Annotated in this window: 20 protein-coding genes, 1 tRNA gene and 1 other annotated feature; of the genes, 4 read left to right on the top strand and 17 right to left on the bottom strand. The window is 35.1% G+C overall.

All coding sequences use genetic code 11. The annotated features are described in order from the left end of the window. Positions 1-5: 5 nt before the first annotated feature. The 6 genes from LACWKB10_RS00590 to map all read right to left on the bottom strand — a co-directional run bounded on the left by LACWKB10_RS00590 (position 6) and on the right by map (position 6,388). Positions 6-1,169, bottom strand: coding sequence for a hydroxymethylglutaryl-CoA synthase (locus LACWKB10_RS00590; protein WP_034977334.1), 1,164 nt, complete (start codon positions 1,167-1,169; stop codon positions 6-8). Then, positions 1,153-2,379, bottom strand: a complete 1,227-nt coding sequence (locus tag LACWKB10_RS00585; RefSeq protein ID WP_034977331.1) for a hydroxymethylglutaryl-CoA reductase, degradative — start codon at positions 2,377-2,379, stop codon at positions 1,153-1,155. The genes LACWKB10_RS00590 and LACWKB10_RS00585 overlap by 17 nt, the downstream gene beginning before the upstream one ends. Next, positions 2,380-3,528 (bottom strand): thiolase family protein, encoded by a 1,149-nt coding sequence (locus tag LACWKB10_RS00580; RefSeq protein WP_034977328.1) that lies wholly within the window; start codon positions 3,526-3,528, stop codon positions 2,380-2,382. Between the two features lie 156 nt (positions 3,529-3,684). Beyond that, a complete protein-coding gene (galU, locus tag LACWKB10_RS00575; protein ID WP_034977326.1) occupies positions 3,685-4,572 on the bottom strand; it encodes a UTP--glucose-1-phosphate uridylyltransferase GalU in 888 nt (295 codons plus the stop codon). A gap of 65 nt (positions 4,573-4,637) precedes the next feature. Continuing rightward, positions 4,638-5,555, bottom strand: coding sequence for a YihY/virulence factor BrkB family protein (locus LACWKB10_RS00570; RefSeq protein WP_052060226.1), 918 nt, complete (start codon positions 5,553-5,555; stop codon positions 4,638-4,640). Positions 5,556-5,560: 5 nt separating this feature from the next. Next, positions 5,561-6,388 (bottom strand): type I methionyl aminopeptidase, encoded by an 828-nt coding sequence (gene map, locus LACWKB10_RS00565; RefSeq protein WP_034977323.1) that lies wholly within the window; start codon positions 6,386-6,388, stop codon positions 5,561-5,563. A 136-nt stretch (positions 6,389-6,524) separates the two neighbouring features. Between map and LACWKB10_RS00560 the strand changes: the two genes are divergently transcribed. Together LACWKB10_RS00560 and LACWKB10_RS00555 are read left to right on the top strand one after the other, a co-directional pair. After that, on the top strand, positions 6,525-6,971 hold the full coding sequence (locus tag LACWKB10_RS00560) for a flavodoxin (protein WP_034977320.1): 447 nt from the start codon (positions 6,525-6,527) through the stop codon (positions 6,969-6,971). Then, the gene (locus tag LACWKB10_RS00555; protein WP_034977316.1) at positions 6,964-7,497 is read left to right on the top strand and encodes a GtrA family protein; all 534 of its coding nucleotides are present in this window, start codon (positions 6,964-6,966) and stop codon (positions 7,495-7,497) included. Before LACWKB10_RS00560 ends, LACWKB10_RS00555 begins: the two co-directional genes overlap by 8 nt. Before the next feature lie 53 nt (positions 7,498-7,550). Here the strand turns inward: LACWKB10_RS00555 and wecB are convergent, their stop codons facing one another. After that, a complete protein-coding gene (gene wecB / locus LACWKB10_RS00550) occupies positions 7,551-8,693 on the bottom strand; it encodes a non-hydrolyzing UDP-N-acetylglucosamine 2-epimerase (RefSeq protein WP_034977313.1) in 1,143 nt (380 codons plus the stop codon). A 418-nt stretch (positions 8,694-9,111) separates the two neighbouring features. Here wecB and LACWKB10_RS00545 point away from each other — a divergent pair, with 418 nt between their 5' ends. Beyond that, the gene (locus LACWKB10_RS00545; RefSeq protein WP_034977309.1) at positions 9,112-9,348 is read left to right on the top strand and encodes a DUF2188 domain-containing protein; all 237 of its coding nucleotides are present in this window, start codon (positions 9,112-9,114) and stop codon (positions 9,346-9,348) included. Between the two features lie 169 nt (positions 9,349-9,517). On the opposite strand, the gene LACWKB10_RS00540 is transcribed toward LACWKB10_RS00545, so the two are convergent. The 10 genes from LACWKB10_RS00540 to LACWKB10_RS00495 form a co-directional block, all read right to left on the bottom strand. Then, positions 9,518-9,958, bottom strand: coding sequence for a hypothetical protein (locus LACWKB10_RS00540; RefSeq protein ID WP_034977307.1), 441 nt, complete (start codon positions 9,956-9,958; stop codon positions 9,518-9,520). 145 nt (positions 9,959-10,103) lie between these two features. Continuing rightward, positions 10,104-10,176, bottom strand: a tRNA-Arg gene (locus LACWKB10_RS00535). A 53-nt stretch (positions 10,177-10,229) separates the two neighbouring features. Then, on the bottom strand, positions 10,230-11,558 hold the full coding sequence (locus tag LACWKB10_RS00530; RefSeq protein WP_034977305.1) for a PTS sugar transporter subunit IIC: 1,329 nt from the start codon (positions 11,556-11,558) through the stop codon (positions 10,230-10,232). Positions 11,559-11,560: 2 nt separating this feature from the next. After that, positions 11,561-12,790, bottom strand: coding sequence for a DEAD/DEAH box helicase (locus LACWKB10_RS00525; RefSeq protein ID WP_034977303.1), 1,230 nt, complete (start codon positions 12,788-12,790; stop codon positions 11,561-11,563). Next, the gene (locus LACWKB10_RS00520; protein ID WP_034977301.1) at positions 12,787-13,494 is read right to left on the bottom strand and encodes a GH25 family lysozyme; all 708 of its coding nucleotides are present in this window, start codon (positions 13,492-13,494) and stop codon (positions 12,787-12,789) included. Before LACWKB10_RS00520 ends, LACWKB10_RS00525 begins: the two co-directional genes overlap by 4 nt. A gap of 123 nt (positions 13,495-13,617) precedes the next feature. Continuing rightward, positions 13,618-14,619, bottom strand: coding sequence for a D-2-hydroxyacid dehydrogenase (locus LACWKB10_RS00515; protein WP_034977298.1), 1,002 nt, complete (start codon positions 14,617-14,619; stop codon positions 13,618-13,620). A gap of 151 nt (positions 14,620-14,770) precedes the next feature. Beyond that, entirely contained in the window at positions 14,771-15,142 is a 372-nt protein-coding gene (locus LACWKB10_RS00510; RefSeq protein ID WP_034977295.1) for a hypothetical protein, read from the bottom strand. A 94-nt stretch (positions 15,143-15,236) separates the two neighbouring features. After that, complete coding sequence (locus tag LACWKB10_RS00505) at positions 15,237-16,421, bottom strand: amidohydrolase family protein (protein WP_034977292.1); 1,185 nt, start codon at positions 16,419-16,421, stop codon at positions 15,237-15,239. 49 nt (positions 16,422-16,470) lie between these two features. Beyond that, positions 16,471-16,709 (bottom strand) — a binding site (T-box leader). Positions 16,710-17,758: 1,049 nt separating this feature from the next. Next, entirely contained in the window at positions 17,759-19,822 is a 2,064-nt protein-coding gene (locus LACWKB10_RS00500) for a glucose PTS transporter subunit IIA (protein WP_034977289.1), read from the bottom strand. Between the two features lies 1 nt (position 19,823). Continuing rightward, positions 19,824-20,525 (bottom strand): N-acetylmannosamine-6-phosphate 2-epimerase, encoded by a 702-nt coding sequence (locus LACWKB10_RS00495; protein ID WP_034977286.1) that lies wholly within the window; start codon positions 20,523-20,525, stop codon positions 19,824-19,826. 139 nt (positions 20,526-20,664) lie between these two features. On the opposite strand from LACWKB10_RS00495, the gene LACWKB10_RS00490 reads away from it, so the two are divergent. Next, entirely contained in the window at positions 20,665-21,486 is an 822-nt protein-coding gene (locus tag LACWKB10_RS00490) for a MurR/RpiR family transcriptional regulator (RefSeq protein WP_034977283.1), read from the top strand. Positions 21,487-21,488 lie beyond the last annotated feature (2 nt).

The raw sequence follows: 21,488 nt of genomic DNA, 5'->3' as shown, positions 1-21,488 counted from the left end.
TTTATCTATTTTTGGAAATATTGACGAATGCGGTTTTTGGTTCCGGCAAAATACCAGTTGCCGTTTTCTTCATCACTTTGAAGCTCTAAGTTATCTTGTGGAAATTCTAAAGCCTGATTAAAAATTTGTTCATATTCAGGAATAGTTAATTTTTGACGGCGATTAATCATTGTTTGATCTGCATTTGCATGTAGATTCTTTTCATAACCCTCAATAATTTGTCCTGAATAAAACTCACCCATTGCCCCTGAACCATAAGAAAATAAACCAATCTTTGCATTTGCCGGCAATTTAGCATTTTCCAGTAAACTCAAAAGGCTTAAATATAAAGAAGCAGTGTAAATATTACCGACTTCCTTGCCATAAATAGCTGCAGCAGTAAAATTCTCTGTCAGTCGTTTTTTTGCCTTTTCATCCAGATCAGTAATTGCCCATTCATTTGCTTTAAAGCCCATTTTTACAAAAGGCAAATGATAAAGTAATGCTGTGAAATCACTAGTTTTTATTCCGGTTTGTCTAAGATAATCCTTGAATGTGTGTTTAAAAAAGTCTAAATACACATTTTTAGAATATTTACCATCAACTACGGCAACTGCTGAATCATTAGGGCGCCAGAAGTCATTAATATCCTCACTGTGTGAGCTGTGTCCATTATTGATAGCCAAAATTTGGGGATCAGCCTTTATCAACATGCTAATGCTGCCAGCTCCTTGTGTCACCTCACCCCCCGTGTTAACTCCATAACGAGCAATATCAGAGCCAATTACAATTGCACTATGGTGCGGATGGAGGCGGACGTAATCCCGAGCAATCATGATGCCTGCAGTCATGCCAAAGCAAGCTTCTTTTACTTCAAAAGTTCTGACATTTGCCGGTAATTCCAAAGCCGATTTGATGAAAAGCGAAGCTGATTTAGACTGGTCAACACTGCTTTCTGTTCCAACGATTAATAAACCGACTTTTTTACGTTCAATTTGATCTAAATATCTAAGCGTTGCATTAATTCCCATTGATACTGTATCTTGAGTCTGATCAGCAACACTCATTCTAATTTGACCAATACCAATCAAAAATTTATTAGGATCTTCATTTCGAGCTTTTGCCAAATCCACCATATCAACGTATTTGTTTGGTGTATAAAAACCAATTTGATCAATTCCGACTTGCATTATTTTCCTCTCTGATTTCTTTTAAAAATTCCTTAGCTGCAGATTGACTGTATTTTTTGCTATTTATGATTTTTTGGAATACAACTTTTTTCTCGGCAGCAGTAGCATCTAAAACTGCAACAATATTTCTGGCCTGCAGTTTCATGTGTCCTGCTTGTATTCCCCTGGTAGAAATTGCCAGTAATGCTGCTAAATTATTGGCTAAACCAATGGCAGCAATAATATTAGCCAATTGTTCTGCAGTAATTTTCTCCCCTAAAATACGATAGTTTTGCTTAACATCTTTTCTGTTATTAATTGAGCCGCCAACAGTTCCAATTGGCAAGGGAATGCTAAGCTTTCCGATAAGATTTTCATTTTCAAGTTGCCATTTGCTGAGACTGATGTAGGTATCCTTTTTACTTGCAAAAACACCACAAGCTGCCTCTACTGCGCGAGTATCGTTTCCAGTTGCCAGTAAGACAGAATCAACTCCGTTCATGATTCCTTTGTTATTGGTAACCGCTCTCATTGGGTCGTCCTGACCAATTTGACTCAATAAAGCAATTTTTCTGGCAATTTCTGTTCCACCTATTAAATCAACAGGAATTGCAGCCTTGACCGTTGTGATTTGGCTAGGATAATTTGACAAAATGGCAAATAATTTTTGTTTAATGCCAGCAAAATCCTCTAACTTATCTGCCATAAATTCTAAAATTGAATTTACTTTATTTGCACCCATAGCCTCTGCAGGATCAACTAATACTTTTATATAAAGCAAATCATTTATTTGCTTAAGTTCTATTTTACGGACTCCACCGCCATGACTTACAAGACTGGCAAAATCAGTATTTGTCTTTTTAATAAGAGTTGGCAATACTTCTTGCAAGTTGGAGACTTCAAAATTTTCAGCCACCTGCATTACAATTTGACCCCAAATACCGTCTCGTTGACTACTTGCGGTAAAGCCACCAGCTTTTGCAACAATACCAGCGCCATTATTAGCCGCTGCAACTACCGAGGCCTCTTCGGTCACCATTGGCACTTGGTAATTTTGACCATTAACCAATAGGTTTTGTGCTAAACCAACAGGTAAACGTAATTGACCAATTACATTTTCACTTAATAAATCCAAGTCATGCAAAACCTGAGAATCAACTTGATCCAGTTTAATTCCTTGTTTTTGCAGCATTTCTCGTCTTTTTTCTGGTGCTAACTTATAAAACTTCATTTAAAATTTCTCTATTTCATATGCAATTGCTTGTCCGCCACCAATACAAAGAGTTACCAAAGCCTTGTGACCATTGATATGATTCATAATATTGACAGCTGTTCCTACTAAACGAGTTCCGGTAGCAGCAAGAGGATGACCTAGTGCAATGGCTCCACCAAAAATGTTTAGTTTAGCGGGTGGAATTCGGAGTTTTCGAGCTAAGACAACGCTAGGTGCAGCGAAAGCTTCATTAACTTCGATTGCATCATAATCATTAATGGTATTGTTTGTTTTTTGTAATAATTTTTCTACTGCAAAATATGGCGCTACACCCATGTATGCCGGATCAGTACCAGATTCAGCAAACGAACCCAACCGCGCCAGAGGTTGCAGTTTGAGTTCCTTTACTTTTTCTGCGCTTGCCAAAATAATCATACTGGCACCATCACTTAAGGGCGAAGAATTGCCAGCTGTAACTAAACCATTTTTCTTAAAAACAGGTTTTAGCTTACTTAGTGCTTCTAAATTAGTATCAGCTCGAATCGTTTCGTCCTGCTGGATTATTTTACCGTTTACTTCTACGCCAATTATTTCATCTTGAAAAAAGTTTTGCTGAACAATTTCAACTGCTTTGCGATGAGAAGCTAAACTATATTCATCCATTTCTGTACGCGTAACTCCATATTTTTCTGCTACGTTTTCAGCCGTTAATCCCATATGCTCATGAGAAAAAGCATCAATGAGGCCATTCTGCAGCATTTCGCTTTGAAACTGTGGTTTTTCTTTGTCCTCTATTAAATAAACAGCATTAGACATACTTTCAGCACCGCCAACAGCTACCAAGTCAAAGTCACACAGTTCCATCTGTCCTTGAGCCAGTCTGAGAGCTTTTAAACTTGAACCACAGACTTCATTAATTGTAACGCTGCTGCTTTTGGGACTCATACCCGTTTTTAGAGCAATTTGCCGAGCCATATTTTGTCCTAAACCAGCACCCAAAACATTACCCATAAATAAGGCGTCTAGTTTTTCAGCAGGCAGATTAATGCTTTTTAGTGTTTCTCTTAAGGCTAACTCTCCTAAATCTATTGCATTTTTTTCAGCCCATAACCCATGATAGCGACCAAAAGGAGTTCTTTTAGCTGCAACAATATATATATCTTTCATTTAACCTATCCCTTAGCGAAAAGTTTCAAGTTGCATGATACAAAAATTTTCAACTCGAGGACAGTAATTAGTCAGACATTAAGAAAAATTTTACATAAAAAAAGAAACCATTAAATGATGGTTCCTTTAATTGCATAATTGATTTATTTGCTATTGTTAATTTTGTTCTTCTAATTTTTTCCCTAAATCAATAATATATTTACGTAATGCATCCTTCGTTTCCGGATGTTTTAAGCCATATTCTATCGATGTTTCCAAATAACTTTCCTTATTCCCAACATCATGACGAGTCCCCTTAAATACGTGCGCTAAAACCCGTTGAGTTTTATTCATGGTATCAATCGCATCAGTTAATTGAATCTCCCCGCTTTTATCTGGTTTCTGTTCAGCCAAAATTGGAAAAATTTCAGGGGTCAAAAGATATCTGCCAATAATGGCATAATCACTTGGTGCCTTGTCTACTTCTGGCTTTTCTACAAAAGATTTAACATTTATTAAGCCAGGCGCAATTTCACTATCTGGTTCAATTATTCCATATTTATAAACTTCTTTATGTGGTACCGGCATGACTGCAATTGTGGAAGCATTAGTTTCACTATAACGGTCAATCAATTGCTTTGTTAATGGTACTTTGTCCATCATCAAGTCGTCGCCAAGCATAACGACAAATGGTTCATCTCCAATAAAACTACGTCCACGGGCAATCGCATCCCCTAAACCTGCTGGATAGGGTTGACGAGTATAATAAATATTAATTCCCAAATGGGTAATTTCCTGCGACATTTTAAGCAGACCAGTCTTGCCTTTTTCCTGCAGATTTTGTTCAAGTTCAGGATTGGAGTCAAAGTGATCTTCAATAGAGCGCTTATTTTTCCCAGTGACAATCAAAATGTCTTCAATACCAGATTTTTTGGCTTCTTCAACAATAAATTGAATAGTCGGTTTGTCGACAATCGGCAACATTTCCTTAGGCATTGCTTTAGTTACCGGCATAAACCTAGTACCAAGACCAGCAGCAGGAATAATTGCTTTTCTTACTTTCATATTTTTTACGCTTTCTTTAAAATCATAAAACTAATATACCAAAATAAAATTGAATGCGCTAATTTTTAATGACTGCGTTTTCTTTGAATATATTCAGCTAAACGACCCACTGAATAGTTTACTTCTCCGTAATTAAGCGTCACTATCGCAGCATTTACACATGTCCCCAGTAAAAAGAGGATTGAGGAAATATTCAACCACAACATGAAAATAATAAAAGTACCGATAATGCCATAGTTTTCCCAGCTAATACGAAAATGATGCAGATAGAAACTAAAAAGCCAGGAAAGAATAATCCAGCCGAATAATGTAGTAAAAACACCTGGCCAGATAACTTTTTTCTTCAATCTGATGTTGGGTAAAAAATAATTGACATAATACAGTGAGCCTATCATTGTGATAATAATTACTGGGTAACGATAACTAAAAATTTTTTCAATTTCGCCAACAGAAAAAGAGAAAATTGGGCGTAAAAATTCGAGTACCTGCTGACCAAAAATCAAAGTTAAATTAAGCAAGGCAAATACTATAATCATAAGGTTGGTCAACATAATAGTAATAGATCTTGTCCAAACAGTAACTTGCCATTTTTGCTTTAATTCTTGGGCACGAACACCATAAACCCGATTCATACCAATTCTAATAGCATTAACTAACGAAGAAACAGACCATAATGCCAATATAATACCGAATGAAATATAACCACTTGATTTGCTTTTTAATAATGAGTTAATTATCGGCATAATAAATTTAGCAATTTTATCTGGAAAAATCAGTTTTAAATAACTGGCAATCGGTTCAGTATTAATATTAAATAACGGCAAAATATTTCCGATAATAATAATTAACGGAAATATCGAAAACAAAACATAGTAAGCAATCGCAATTGCGCTTGTTAAAACTTCACCTTGAGTAAATTTCAAGGAAACAGTTTTATAAAATAAAAAAGAGCGTTTTCTGATTGCCTCAGCTTTTTTACCCATGCAATTTAGTCATCCATTTCGTCAAAATGTGGTAAGTATTTTTCGTAGCCATCATATGGCTTTTGCAGCGTTAAAATTTTAGGACCATCCTTAGTTATTGCAAAGGTATGTTCAAATTGTGCGGATTTTGAGCCATCCGGTGTAGCGTAAAAGACCCAATCATCTTTTGGATCCGCAACGCTTTTTTCAACAATGCGCCAGTCACCACCGGCTTCAACCATTGGTTCACAAGTAATAGTCATTCCTTCACGCAGTCTTAATCCGTGTCCCGCTTTACCCCAATGTGGCACTTCCGGATCTTCATGAATACTTGGCTGGATACCATGACCGACTAATTCTTTAACGTCACCATAATGATGCTCATCTTCTACAAAATGCTGTATTGCGGCTCCGATGTCCCCAATGCGATTACCTAAAACTGCCTGATCAATACCTAAGTACATGGCTTTTTTAGTTGTATCCATCAAATCCTGATCAGCTTGAGAAATTTCACCTACTGGGTAAGTAGTACAAGAATCTGTTTCAAAGCCATTGAGATTGCAAGTCACATCAACTTTAACCAAATCGCCTTCTTTTAAAACAGTGTCTTTACGTGGAGTAGCGTGGGCGATCTGGTCATTAACAGAAATACATGTCCCATATTTGTAACCTTCAAAGCCCTGCTCTGATAACCTGCCACCACGACTTTTGACAAAATCTTGACAAAATTCTTCAATTGACCAAGTGGTAATTCCGGGCTTAATTACTTCCCTTAGACCTTCAAACATTGATGCCAACAACCTGCCTGAAGCTTGCATACCCTTCAATTCTCTAATGGATTTAATTGTAATCAAATTTAAATTCTCCTCTATTAAATGATGTTTGATTACATTATAGCGTTTTTTAAAAGTTTACTAAAGAATTTCATTAATTACGCAAAATTAGGTATAATGTTTTGATGAATTAGTTTTTGTGAAAGGTATGAATTTAATGAAAGCTAGAATAGTCTATGCAAGTATGACTGGCAACGATGCAGATATAGCAGATATTCTGGAAGAAGATTTGCAAGATTTGGGTTTCGATGTGGAAACGAGCGAAGCTGAATTTACTGACGCCAGTGATTACTTATCAAGTGATTTGTGCATCTTTATTACTTATACCTATGGCGAAGGCACTATGACTGACGATATTGCAGATTTTTATGACCAACTAAATGACTTGGATTTAACTGGAAAATATTTTGCTGTGATGGGCAGTGGCGACATGATGTATGCTGATCATTTTTGTGAAAACGTCTTTGATTTTGAAAAAAAGTTTAAACAAGTTGGAGCAAAAGAAGTGACTAAACCCGTTACAATTGAAAATGCACCAAACGATAACGATATAGATGCAATTGATAATGCAGCTAAGGAAATGGCTGATCAGTTAAATGGTTAAGAATAAGAAAATGGATTCACAAAAATTTGACTCAATGTCTGATCCTAAAATTCATCACTTAGCACAAAAAGTAGTCAAAAGACATCGTAACTTATTTGTTTACATGATCTTTGGCTTTATAGCGGCTCTAATCAACACCGTGGTTTTTATGGTTTTACATAAATGGTGGCATAGCATTGTTTTAGTATCAAATACTATTGCATTTATTGTGTCTAACCTGGCCTCCTTCGTATTTAACCAAAAGGCTGTTTTTATCAATAATGTTGATGAGGAACATTCAACTTGGCAAAAACTGATTATCTTTTTTACTTATAGAATTATTAGTCTTATTCCGGACAGTTTAATTATGTTGGTCGGATTGTCCTGGCTTCATTTAGATGCACTGTTAGTAAAAATTGTTGATCAAATTTTAGTGGGTATTTTTAATTACCTCACTACGAGATCTGTGTTCCAAGCCCAAGAAACCACCATGATTGCACGAGCAAAAGAGAAAATTAAATCACGTAAAGAAAAAAGTGATAAATAAAAGCCAAGAAAAAAACTTTTTCTTGGCTTTTTGTATAATAAAATTTAGACAGCTTATTTAAAATCAGCAGGTTTTTCACCCTTATTTTGAGCAAAATAATAGGCAATATCATCCATTATTCTTTCTGATGCATGACCATCACCATAAGGGTTCTTTGCATTGGCCATCTGGTCATAAACTTTTTTATTTTCAAGTAATTCCAACATTGCGTTTCTGACATTATCAACTTGCGTTCCCACTAATTTTAGTGTCCCAGCTTTAACACCTTCTGGTCTCTCTGTAGTATCCCTTAAAACCAGTACTGGCTTATTTAATGCAGGAGCTTCCTCTTGAACCCCACCAGAATCTGTCATAATAAAGTAACTTAATTTAACTAAGTTATGGAAATCAACCACGTCTAATGGGGCAATCAAATGGATACGCGGGTCGTTACCTAAAATTTCGTGAGCAACTTTTTGCACACTTGGCGATAAATGAACAGGATAAATAATTTCAACATCATCTTGAGTGTCTACAACTTGTTTCATCACTTTAAAAACTCGTCTCATAGGTTCGCCCTGATTTTCCCGCCTGTGCATGGTCACAAGAATTATCTTGTTTCCAGGCTTAATCTGGTCTAAAACCTCATGGTGATAATCAGCTTGAACAGTTTCTTCCAAGGCATCAATAGCTGTATTGCCTGTGATAAAAATATTGTCAGAATTGTGGTTTTCTTTAATCAGATTTTGCTTACTTACCGCAGTTGGTGCAAAATAAAGATCAGTTAAATCATCTGTCATTTGCCTATTCATTTCTTCGGGAAAAGGTGAATACTTATTCCATGTTCGCAGTCCAGCCTCAACATGGCCTAAAGGACATTTATTATAAAAGCTGGCTAAACCAGCAGCAAAACTGGTAGTTGTATCTCCATGGACCAAAACAATATCTGGTTTAACTTCTTTTAAGACTTTTGTCATGTCGATTAATACCTTGGCCGTGACACCCTCTAAACTTTGGTTCTTTTCCATAATATTAAAGTCATAATCTGGCTTGATTTTAAATATATCAAGAACCTGATCTAGCATTTCCCGGTGTTGTGCTGTAACCACCGTAATTTCTTCAAATCGATTATCTTTTTTTAATCTCTGTACCAACGGAGACATCTTTATAGCTTCCGGTCTGGTACCAAAAACAGTCATTACCCTAATAGTGTTCATAAAATCCTCCAATAACTCCAATAAATAATATATTAATAAATCAACTAACAAAACACAAGCAAATATTATGCAATATTATTCATTGAACTGAAACAGGTGAAAAAATGAATTATAATTTTAAGTTATTATTAATTACTGGTTTACTAATTGTTGTTGCCACTTTTTGTTTTGTTTTTGTTTTTGACAAGACAAAAACAGTCAAATGTAGAAGAATACTGCTTGGAATATCATTAACTTTATTCATATTAATCATCTTTTTAATTATTCGGATTTTAAAATCGCCAATATACTAAACAATTTCGCTAGCAACTGCTTTAAATTAGCAAACGCACAAATAAACACTTTATAAAAAGTGTTTATTCTTTCACATTATATATCCATTAGCTGTATAATTACTTTGAAAAGAGGTGAATAAATTATGGGTAAGGAAGACGTCACAAAAAATGTTTGGGTTACTACTCACGGCGATAAATGGGCTGTTAAAATCGCTGGTAGTGACAAAATTTCTAAAACTTTTGACCGCAAAGCTGATGCCTTGGAATACGCAAAAAATCTAGCACAAAAAGAAAAGACAGAACTTATTAGTCAAAAAAGAAATGGGCGTATTAATTTGAAAAATTCATACGGTCATGATAGTCCTAAAACTCCCGGATAGTATATATTGATACATTATTATTAATACTATTTTCATATATTTATCTATTTCTGACATTTTAATTAATCTTTATTTCTCAAACTAAAATATAAACTTTATTTTATTCATATTTACATAAATAACAAATCTTTCAAATTCTGGTCTGATTATCTTCTTGGTAATCAGACTTTTATTTGTCCGCAATTATTTTTACCCCTAATATATCTGAACTATCAATACTATCTTCTTTTTTGTTACCAACAAATGTGAAATTTTTCTTTGTTGGGTTTTTGATTAAAACATTCGTTACTACAAAGGTTTTAATTGCACCATCTTTACGCCTAAATTCTACTTTTTGACCTTTTAGGACAAATTTTAATTCACAGAATGGCATTTGATGTATATCTAAAGAAAAATTGGCACTGCCTGGAATTGCATCAACTACTTGTGAGATAAAAACATCATCTTTTGGATCATCAGCCATAAAAATCATTTCAAGTTGGGAATCATCTTCGTCCTCAATTTCATTAACAAAGATTGTTCTTTTAGTACCATCTTTTAATTTAAAAGTTACATTACGAGCCCGAAAATTATCTAAAACTTCGGGTAAAGACATTTTGTGTGGATTCATTTTTAAAAATTCTAATTAAACTAAAAAAGCCAATCTTGTTTAAAACAGGACAGTTAAGCTGAAAATGATCCTGCTACAAAGGATTATCAACTGTTTTCTAATAAATTTAAAATCTGTAAAATTTGCATTTAAATTATACCTTATATGACCCCGGTGAGATTCGAACTCACCTCTACGGTTTAGGAGACCATTGTTCTATCCAGATAAACTACAGGGTCGCAATAAATTAACTTTACCAAATTTGAGTGATAAAAGCCAATTTTTTTAGTAACTAATATTGACGAGTAAAATATGGTTGTGGTGCATTAGAATCAGCGATTTTATCTGCTGCAAAAACGAAGGGGGTCCAAATAGCTAAAGCTATCAGCATGTTGACAATTGACAATACGATAGCACGCCAATCATAATTACAGGCTAAAAATGGCCCGATGATTGGTGGCACAACGGCAGGAACTGCTACTTGTACAGGATTAACTAAATTCATCATGCTGACACCATATGAAAAAGCTACATTAACTAAGGGAGCAACAACAAACGGGATAAAATAAACTGGATTGAGAACTACAGGCAAGCCGAAAACAATTGGTTCATTGATATTAAAAATTCCCGGTGCAAGTGCAACTTTAGCAATTGTTCGGTAGTCACTCCGTTTGGAAAACAGCAGTATGGCCACAATCAGCATCAAAGTTCCCCCTGCTCCCCCAAACCAGGCAAATGCGTCAAATGATCCGCGAACCCAGATAAAAGGTGCTTCTCTTCCTGCACGGGCAGCTGTAACATTAACGTTCTGGGCAGTTAGCCAAATTGAATCTAAAATTGGAGCCCAGACACTTAAACCATTAAAACCAAAAAAGCTAAAAATTTGGACTAATAAGGTCACAAGCATTACCATACCGAAGCCTTGACCTAATTTTACTAAAGGTGTTTGAATCGAATTGAGCAACCAGTTGCCAAAAAAAGTTCCCGTGATTGTCTGAAAGACAAAATTAATCATACCAACACAAAATATCGCAATAATTGCAGGAATAAGTGAATCAAATGCCATCTGCTCAGCATAAGGCAAATTGGCAGAAAGATGAAGCTTGATTCTCGCTCTAAAACAAAGTGCAAAGATAGCAACACCGATTGAACCAAATAAAATAGCAGTAAAAATGCCAGTAGTCGAAAATTGTGAAATATTAAAAACTTTATGAACAGGAACTACTTTGCCGTTAATTTTAAGTTTAGTTAAATTAGCAATGCTCATGGCCAAAGAAGATAAAGAAACAATTGCTCCAGCAACTGGATCAACTTCCATACTTTTAGCTAAATGATAGCCCAAAGACATTGACAAAAAAAGGGCAAATAAAGCAAAGGTACCGCGCCAAACTACATTACACACTAGTGAGAGTGGCTGCATTGCCCAAGCAAAAGTGTGCCAGCCTAATTCAGTTTTGGCTGCAGCAATCAGGCTTTTGACCAAAACAGCAAGAGAACCTGCAATTGTAATAGGCATTACTGAGACAAATGCATCCCTTAATGCCACAAGCCAGTGAGTTTGCCCTATTTTGTTTGCTACAGGCAAAATATAGTCTTCAAGCCAAGCAACTAATCGACTCATTTTTACTCCTTTCTTTTCAAATAATGGGGATGATATCCCTTGTTTTTATTCTTTTGTTTTTTATGTTTTTTGTTTGATGCACTAGTCCTCTTTTCTTCAATTGCGATTTGTTTCTTACTTTCCTTTTTACGTGGCACTTTAGTAGTTAAATGAAATCCTGCAAAATATACACGTTCGATTTTTATACTTTGTTCAAGCAGCTTTTTAAGATCACGAAGATCATGATCATCACCCAGGGTAACCACAAATCCTTTAGCACCCATTCTACCAGTTCTTCCGGCACGATGCATGTATGTGTTAACTTCACTAGGAATGTCGTAGTTTACCACATATGTTACTCCTGCTAAGTCTAAACCACGCGCAGCCAAGTCTGTTGCTAGGAGCAATTTAATTTTACCAACTTTAAAATTATTAAGAGCCGCCTCTCTTCTCTGCTTGCCAAAGTCATTAGCTAAAATACCAAATTTAGTCTTAGTATGTGCTAAAATACCCGCAAAACGCATCATAGTTTGGTTTGAATCAAAAAACAGAATGCCTTTAAAACCATCAAGGCGCATCAACCGCTGAATAAAATCAACTTTATGCGCATTGTCTATTTGCAAAAAATAATTTTTAACAGTTGATTTCTGTTCTGGTCGCACATCAATCGTGATAAATTTACGAGCAAAAATATCTTCTGCCTTTTTAGTTATATCTGATTCAGTAGCACCAAAAAGCAAGATCTGCGAATTAGCTGTCATATTTTGTCCTAAAGAACTTAATAATTCCATTTTATTAAATTCTAAAACGTCATCTGCCTCATCTATTACCAGAGTTCTTATCTGATTAACTTTTATGCGATTAGCAGAAAAGAAATCAAAAAATCTTCCTGGAGTGGCAACGACAATTTCAGGGTGTTTCTTTTTTAAATTATCTTCCTGACGTTTGCGATTTCCTGCTCCAACAAGTGTAATTCCAGTTAAAGTGAGAGCATGAATAAAAGGGTTAATCGCATGGCGAATCTGCACCGCTAATTCTGTTGTTGGTGCAATAATAATTAAACTATTGGGTTTGCCTTTTTCTACTTTTTCCAGCGCAGGTAAAGCATAAGCTAAAGTCTTTCCGGTTCCTGTTTTTGCAAGTGCGATACAACTTGCACCATTTAAAATTGGAATTCGCGTTTCTTGCTGAATCAAAGTTGGTTCAGCCATTTTTAATTTTGTTAAAACTGCTTGAATTTCTTGTTTCATTATTGTGTTAATTGTCCGTATTTCTCCTTGTACTGGGTAACTGTACCATTGTATGTTAGCATAACTACACCACTTTCTAAATTTCTTACAGACTTTACCCGTCCGTCATTGTTATAGCGCCAAAATGAATATTGCATTTTATTTGGGGCTTTTTTACCGCCAGTAATAAACTGTACACCATGGGGAAAATATTTTTTAAATTTAACTGGGATATCTACCATGATGCGTTTATTTAATCCTTGAAGCATGCCAGCAAATTGAGCCATTTGTTTAATATATGTTAAATCATAGCTATCAATCGCTGGTTCTATCCAAATTGGTAAACTTCCCGTGTCTGTGCCCACCTTTTTCAGAAAATACTGATAGTGCTGCAATGGTGTTGATTCATTGCTGTAAGCAACGATGGTGCCAAAAGCAAGTTTAGTTCCTAATATTTGATCACGATAAGACAAATAATCATCGTCAAAGTACGAACGCCCCTGTGTACTTCTCAAATAGACAAATGAAATGCCGTTAGACTGCAGTTCATGTAAATCAACATAACCATAATTCTGGTTTAATTCAACGCCAATTGCACTTGAATTGCCATTTGGCGGTAAAGTAGTTTGCTTATGCATATTGGCTATACCAACGATAAGAAGCCCAATTGCAACAATTAGCAATATTAGAATCGCAGGTAAAGTAAACTTATGATGAAACCTTTTCATCTTTTTCTCCGTTTATTTTTCTACACCTGTACATTATAGCAATTTTTCAGCTACAGTTGCTAACTACAATCTTGACAATAAAAAAGTGGCTGACTTTTCAGTCAGTCACTTAATAAGCAATAACTATTCTTCAACTAAATATATTGGTTTTTGACCGTTTAATACTCGTTTAACATCAGTCATACTGTGTTCAATCATATTTTTAACAGAGGTCTTGGTGTAATATGCGGAGTGCGGCGTAAAGACCACATTAGGCATTTTTGCTAATTCCTGGTACTCAACTGGCAATTCGGAAATATCTTTGAATTTCTTCATGACAATTGCCTCTTCACCAGTCATAACATCCAATGAAGCACCAGCAATTTCTTTGTTCTTCAATGCATCAATCAAGTCTTGAGTATTAACCAATGGACCTCTAGCTGCATTAATGAGATATGCGGTGTTCTTCATTTCTTTAAATTGCTTTGCACTAATCATATCTTCCATTGAAGGCTCAAGCGGTGTATGCAATGTCAAAATATCCGCATTTTTGACTACAGTATCAAAATCGGTATATTCCAAAAATGCTTCATTAGCAGGATTTTCAACCAAGTCATAACCGAGTACTTTGGCTCCCAAAGCATGAAACATTTCTGCAACGCATGAACCAATACGTCCAACACCAATAATACCAACTGTTTGGTTATAGATTTCATCACTCATCAAATCTTCAGACCGAACAAAATTGAGGTGCTCTCTTTCATTATCTAAAATAGGTCCCCATTTTCTCAATAAGTACATTGCAGAAGTCAAAGTGTTCTCCGCCACTGCACGAGGAGAATATGCCGGTGTATTAGTTACAATCATATGATACTTGTGCACAAAGTCAAAATTGACAATGTTATACCCAACAGACCTTAAAGCTATTTGCTTAATTCCATATGAGCTCAGTTTACGATAGACCTCTTCCTCATCTATGTCAAAGACCTGCAAAACGCTGACAACATCATAGCCTTTCGCCATCTCAACAGTCTTAGCATCAAGCTTGTCTTCAGTTGAAACTAAATCATCTTCAGGATGATCTTTATTCCACTTGTCAGCATATACCTGTTGCTCCGGGGTCATATTGTAAAGTAAAGCTTTCATTATTAATCCTCCTTTTTTGGATAAAAAATTTATATCTCTTATTGTATCCAAAATTAGAATAAAATTAAAGATAAATTTTAAAAATAATAATTAATAATTTAAGCCTAATCATATGAAATCTAATAAGACTATCAGATTTGCACATTATAAATTAAATTTTTTGTTCAATTTGGTCGATATTAACCTGTAAAACTTCTCTTAGCCAAGGAAAACGTGCCTTCATTTCAGCAAATTCCGGTCCTTCTGCCAAGAATTTTCCGGTTCCTTTAACATGAAAGCCAGCTCCTGGACCAGCTGTACCCTCTACTTTTTTAGAACCCATAGTCAAAACAACATGATTGTCATTAGCAAAATCATTTTCAATACTATGCATGCCTGCTGCTGGGAGATAAAGGCGATTATTTTCCTCGTCGACTTTTACATACGACATCCACGTATTTACCACACTAGCAGGGTTAGCATTAATAGTAACAATTGTGACTGGTCCTTCATCTTTCATTACATCTAAAAACTTCTGATTCATTTTTGTCCTCCTAAAAAATAAAAGAAGCTGCTTTTTTAGTAGCTTCCTTTATTATAGAACATTTGTTCGAAAATGTAAAATAATATCCTTATATTTAGTAAGCTCGTTTGCCTTTCTTGTAAACCGCTTTGTCCTTTTGTACAACTGCACTGATTTTTTCTAACGGATTTTCATCCAGAACCAAGAAATCTGCATACTTACCTTTTTCTAAAGAACCGTATTCTTTATCTATTTTTAGAAGCTTTGCAGAATTATAACTGGTTTCTAAGGCTTCAAAATTAGTAAAGCCTTGTTCTACCAACAAAGGCAATTCTTCAGGAGTCATTGTAAAGTCATTAAATGGAGTTCCCGCATCAGTACCCAGAGTGATTTTGACACCAGCATTTTTAGCTTTAGTTATGTTGCCCCGCAAGTCTTTCCAAGCTGCAGCTATTTTATTCATTTCCCATTCAGGAATTTTCCCAGGAGCATATTCGATGAATGCCCAAGCTCCAACTATTGTTGGTGTTAAATATGTTCCTTTTTCAATCATCAACTTAATTTCTTCATCATTAACGTAAAAACCATGTTCAATGCTATCAACGCCGGCTTTAATCGCATTCAAAATTCCTGGGTTGCCCTCCGCATGTGCCGCTACAGTTAAACCTTTGTGATGAGCTTCTTCTACTGCAACGTGCATTTCGGCTTCACTTAATTGGGGATCATCGAGAGAGTCATTCTCAGTCATGACTCCGCCTGTTGCCATAACCTTAATTGCTTTAGCACCAGCCTTAATTCCTTGGCGAACAGCCTTACGCATCTCATCAGGTGAATCAACCAATACACCAAAGTTAGGCAAATCACCATGTCCACCAGTCATAGAAAATGGGTGTCCTGCGGGCACAATTTCTGGTACCTTAGTTAATTTGTTTTTCTTAATTAAATTATTAAGAGCAATATCTATATTATATGTACTGCCACATTCACGAATATAGGTAACACCTGATTTCAATAAATCATGCAAATGTTTAACGGCACGAAGCGTAGAAGATACAACATCAGATTCACTGCCACCGTCAGGGGTCAAAGGATCCATAATAATATGAGTATGGCAGTTGATTAAGCCAGGAATCACATACTTATTCTGCAAATCAACTGTTTTATCTGCTTGAGGTGCAGTACCTGTAGCAATTTCGGTAATCTTACCACTTTCGTCATCAACCACTAATGTTGTATTAGACTGAATTTTATCATCAATCCCGTTAAACAAATTAACGTTAGTATAAGCAGTTTTAGTCATCTAAAAAACCTCCAAATTTTTGTATAAAAAAAGCACTCATCCTTTTCTTCTTAAGGACGAGTGCTCGCGTTACCACCTTTTATTCATTTATTACTCACGTAATAAACCTCATTAACTATCAAACAATAGCTTGCAAAAATAACGGATGCAACTCCGCCACTGGCTGATTATCACCAATGGACATCAATTAGAAGCCCATGTTCACTACTTACTGCTAACTGATTTTCACCAAATATCAGCTCTCTTTATCAGCAACAAAATAGTTACTCTGCTTTGCAAGATGTTGTTTATTTAATTGACTTTTAATCTATCATTATTTATTAATTATGTCAACACCATGAAGTAAAAATGAAGAATCGGCAGTTCACTTGGGGGTATAGCATTAACTATTTGGCTAAGAATGGTAAAAAATTTTATCATCTTAGCCTTACTTTTCTGATATTTTTATAATAGTTATTTTGTTTAACCTGATGATATTGCTTTTTTTAAGTTTATGCTAGGTAAAATTTTAGTAACAGGTAATCGATAACCGCTTTGATGCCACACCTCCAATTACGACTTTAAATTAGTTTTGATTACCACTGTTTTTAGTCGTTAAGCCAGAATGCTAATAATTAATCTATCCCTACTCATATGCGTTTTTTCTACTAATTTGTAACTAGTATTAGCTTAATTGATTAACTAACAATCCTTTTTCCTGAAAGATGTAAAAGGCAAGAGCTTCAACTTTTTGCTTTAATCATCCGCTATTTTATTTCAACGTTGATGAGATATTAGCAAATTCAAATAAAAACTAAACTGATGAAATCCATCACCATTCAATGATTAAATGAATATTAATTATTCTAACTAAAACAACAGTTTATTGAGAAATTAGGTTTATACACAAGAAAGAAAGATATTTAATTAACAATGATTTAAATGTTTAATTTATGTCAAGATTAAACTGATAACTATATTTTTAACATCAGATTCGTTACCATTATTGGCTGCGTTCAGGTCTTAATTTCTTGGTGCTTTTAAAAGCAATATCCTAGTCCTGACCAGAGATTAACGGCAACGAAAAAGATTCTACAATGAAAGTTGATATAATTTAACCAATTACATTCATAAATAAAAATATTTACCTTTTGTTAATAATTTAGTGGTATTTATTTGATAAATATATACAAATAAATTACTGTATGGTTTTATCAACAAAATAGCTTTTAATTTACATTATTTTTAAATACTCTAACTTGAGAAATATATCTTCTTAATACTGGCTAAAAATAAAATCACAATCAACAAACGACCAAACTTTTGCTAACCAATATCATCTTATCTACCAATTTTATTTATTTGATTAAAACGTGATAAACATCATCTTGAGCGTGAATCTCATCGCCTGTTTTAGCATCATCACCTGCTTGTATAACATGATCTACTGAATTTGTAATTACTGTAATAATCGTTGTCTTTTTACCACTTGCTTTAATTTGTTCAAGATCAACTTCAGCCAACTCAGTTTTTGGAGAAACTTTCTCTCCTTCTTTGACTTTAATAGTAAAAGGTTTGCCTGCTAGATCAACAGTATCGATTCCCATATGTAATAATACTTCCAGACCGTCTTTCGTTTTAAGCCCAATTGCATGCTTGGTCTTAAATATTGAAACAACTTCACCTTCTACTGGACTGAAAATATGTTGATCGCTTGGTTCAATTGCAAAACCTTCACCCATCATTTTTTTAGAAAAGACTTCATCATCAACATCAACTAAAGATTTAAATTTACCGTTAACGGGTGCAGTAAAGTCAATTGTCATTTTATTATTTTCACTTACTGTATTATCTTCAGCATCATGGCTAGTTATGGTTTCTTTTATTCTTTCAGGATGAGCTAGCAAATCATTTATTTCTTGACTATAAAGATCGGCTTTCCCACCAAAAATAATTTGTAGTCCACCTGCAACTTTTAAAACACCTGGAGAACCTAATTTTTTAAATACAGATTCATTAACTTGACTGTTATCTTTAAGTGAAATTCTTAATCTGGTAGCACAAGCAGAAATAGTATTTATATTCTCAGCCCCACCTAAAGCAGCAATAATTTGCTCAGACTCTGTATGTAGACTGGTGACATTTCCTGATTTTTGATTATTTTTTTCAACGTCATTATCTACTTCAGTTTGCATTCCTGGAATATTGACGTGGAATTTTTTAATACAAAAAGTGAAAACAAAGAAGTAGAGGAAAAACCAAATAACACCAATAATTAATACATTAGGCCAGTTTGTTTTATCTTTTCCTTGCAAAACACCAAACAACAGGTAATCTATTAATCCACCAGAAAATGAATTACCAATTCTAATGTTCATAATATCTGCAAGATAGAATGAGCAACCATCAAGAAATGAATGAATCAAATATAACCAAGGAGCTACAAATAGAAATGAGTATTCTAAAGGCTCGGTAATACCTGTAAGAAAAGAAGTAAGACCACCTGAAAGATACAATCCACCATCTTTTTTCCTGTTAGCTTTTGGCAGACAAAGATACATTGCTAAAGCAGCTCCAGGCAAGCCAAACATCATGGTTGCAAAACGTCCAGCGAAAAATCGAGTACCATAAGTGAATAAACCATGGAAATTCGGATCAGCTAATTGGGCAAAGAAAATATTTTGCGCTCCGACAACGGTTTTTCCAGCTACTTCTGCTGTGCCACCGAGTGCCGTATACCAGAACATTGGATAAATAGTATGATGTAAACCGACGGCTCCGGTCAGCCGTAATAAAAATCCGTACAGGAAACTACCAAAACTGCCCATTGCTGCAATTGCATGTCCTGCAGTAGTCAGCCAACCTTGAATTGGGGGCCAGATTAAGTAAAATATTGCACCGATAACTATAGCAGCAATTGCAGAAATAATTGGTACGAATCTTGATCCGCCAAAAAAGCCTAAAAATTGTGGCAATTGAATTTTACGGTAATGATTATGCAAGTATGCAACAACGGAACCTATTACGATCGCACCTAAAACACCGGTGTCAATTGTATTTTTAGGGTTAAACAATTGTAGCAAACCAGAAATTGTCGCAGTATATACAAGATAGGCTACACCACCTGCTAAACCGGCAGTACCCTTATCACCTTTAGCTAAGCCAACGGCCAATCCAATTGAAAAGATTAAAGCCAAGTTACTAAAGACCGCGTTACCGGCAAAATTCATTATTTTTAATGTATTTTGTAACCAAACTTGATTTAAAACTGGAAAAGCTGAAACAGCCGCATCATTTGTTAAAGCTCCGCCAAGTCCTAATAATAAACCGGCAACCGGCAAAATAGCAATTGGCAGCATGAAAGCTTGCCCTAATTGAGTAAACCACTGACCAATTGCAGTGAATCTCTTATTTTTAGTCATTTTATTCTCTCCCTTTTTTAAATACTGAAGTGAACGTCCTAGCAATTTGCAGAGGTCTGGTAATAGCACCACCAACTACAATTCCAAGCGGATTAAGGTCTATTACCTTTTTTAATTCAGCTGGAGTATGAATTTTACCCTCCGCAATTAGTGGCAGGTCAGCATCCACAATTTTTTTAATTAATTGAAAATCTGGTCCAGACTTGTTTTCACTTTCAGCAGTATAACCAGCCAAGGTAGTACCAACAAAATCTACGCCACATTCATAAGCATTCTGTGCTTCTTCAAAGTTTGATATATCAGCCATCATTAACTGATGCGGATATTTCAATTTAACTTCTTTGATAAATTGATTAATGGTTTGTCCATCATGCCGAGGACGTAAAGTGCAGTCAAAAGCTATAACGTCAACCTTGGTTTCAACTAATTCATCTACTTCTTTCATCGTTGGTGTAATGTACGGCTCTTCAGGTGGATAGTCCTTTTTAATGATTCCGATTATAGGTAAACTAACCGTAGCTTGAATTTCTTTAATATCACGTACTGAATTTGCACGTATACCTACCGCACCCGCTTCTTCAGCAGCCTTCGCCATAAGAGGCATTATCCCTCCTTTTTCAGTATACAAAGGTTCTCCGGGTAAAGCCTGGCAAGAAACAATCAATCCCTTATGAATCTTATTGATAAACTTTTCTTTTTCCATATGTATTTTTACTCCATTAATATTATTTTTTGAAGTTTTACTTCATAAAGTATGATATTATTTTTCGACGGGAAATGCAATCGTTTTCTTGAAAAAGGATGATATAATTTACTCATTAGCGAAAGAGGCTTTTTAAGAAATGAATTTTATTCAATTATTTAATGAGAACAAAAAAGAGTTGACCAAATCTGAAGTAAAATTAGCTAATTACATTGCTAGTCACGCAGAACAAGTAATTTACGATACGATAAAATCATTGGCTATAGCTTCAGGTACCAGCGATGCCACTATCATTCGTCTCTGCAAAAAGTTAGGTTTCCCGGGCTTTTCTAAGCTGAAAATATATTTAGCACAGGAGTCAATGACACAGAATCAATTAAGTGTTGAGAACCAGAGTAACAACTTTTATGATAAAAGTGCCAACTTATTGATCGATTCAATCAACAAAACTAAAAGTTTGTTATTTCCCCAAAATTTACTCAAAGCGGTTAAGATACTGGCTAAAGCCAAGCGGGTCTATTTATTTGGCCTAGGGCACTCTGGAGAATCAGCAAAAGATTTTGCTAAAACATGGTTAAGGATAGGTCTAATAGCGCATGCCGAAGTTGATCCACACATTCAAGTACAAATTAGTTCATTGCTAACAAAAAAAGATGTTGTTATTGGCCTATCTCTTTCGGGTCATACCAAAGATACATATGACTCTTTAAAACTAGCTAAAAAGAACGGGGCAAAAATCATTACTATTTCTAATGAATTGAGCTCGCCCATAGCAAATTTAGGTGACGTTCAATTACAAACAGCAGTGGGAGAATTTATAAATATTGGTTCTGTAGCCGGACAAGTTTCTCAACTTTATCTGTGCGATGTGTTAGCACGCGGGTACGAAATTTATACTAAAATTGATAGCAATTCCATCAAGGAAAAAGTCCTACCTGAAATATTAAAAAAAGAAATTTAAAA

It is taken from the genome of Lactobacillus sp. wkB10 (genome assembly GCF_000760615.1).
GTDB lineage: Bacteria > Bacillota > Bacilli > Lactobacillales > Lactobacillaceae > Lactobacillus > Lactobacillus huangpiensis.
This window is presented reverse-complemented; position numbering and strand designations above follow the sequence as displayed.